At 71.0% G+C, this 652-nt stretch carries 1 protein-coding gene; it reads left to right on the top strand.

Annotated features, from left to right (window positions below):
- Positions 1 to 508 (top strand): HEAT repeat domain-containing protein (locus EOA75_RS33545; protein WP_164747790.1); only part of this gene is annotated, 508 nt, incomplete at its 5' end.
- Positions 509 to 652: the final 144 nt, after the last annotated feature.

The raw sequence follows: 652 nt of genomic DNA, 5'->3' as shown, positions 1-652 counted from the left end.
GCGGCGCCTGATCGAACTGTTCAGGCGCTTTCCGCGCACGCGCTTCAACGAGCTTGCGATCCATGCATCGCGCGTCGACGCCGTGCCCTTCATCAGGGCGGCCGCGATCGACGCGCTCGCCCGCGCCGGCGGCTTCGGCTTTGCCGCCTTCTTCGCCGGCTTGGCCGGCGATGCCTCGCCCGAGGTTGTCGCCGCGGCGCTGCGCGCGCTGGGCCTCACCGGATACGCCGATGCGCCGGCGATCCTGACGAGCGCGATGGCAAACGACGACTGGGACGTGCGCGCCGCCGCCGCCGAGTCCGCGCGACGCCTCGGCCTTCCCGAACTTGCCCCGCCGCTGTCCAGGCTGCTGGACGACGAGGTCTGGAACGTGCGCTATGCCGCCGCCAAAGCGCTGCGCTCCTTCGGCCAGCCGGGCGAGCGGCTGCTGCGCCAGATTGCCGACAGCGAGGTCTCGCGCAGCCAGCGCACCGCCTCGCTCATTCTTGCCGAGGGGCCGGCCGCATGATTGCCGATTGGAGCGACGAGATCGTCCTTGCCGCCACCATCCTGTCCTGGTTCATCATCGCGGCGGGGCTGGCGCAGACGACAATCTATCTGCTGCAGCTCGTCCTCGCCGGCTATGCGCTGTCCAAGCGCCCGCCGGTGGCGC

The organism is Mesorhizobium sp. M1A.F.Ca.IN.022.07.1.1 (assembly GCF_003997575.1).
Taxonomy (GTDB): Bacteria; Pseudomonadota; Alphaproteobacteria; order Rhizobiales; family Rhizobiaceae; genus Mesorhizobium.
Note: the sequence above shows the minus strand (reverse complement) of the source record. Positions and strands in the feature narration are given on the sequence as shown.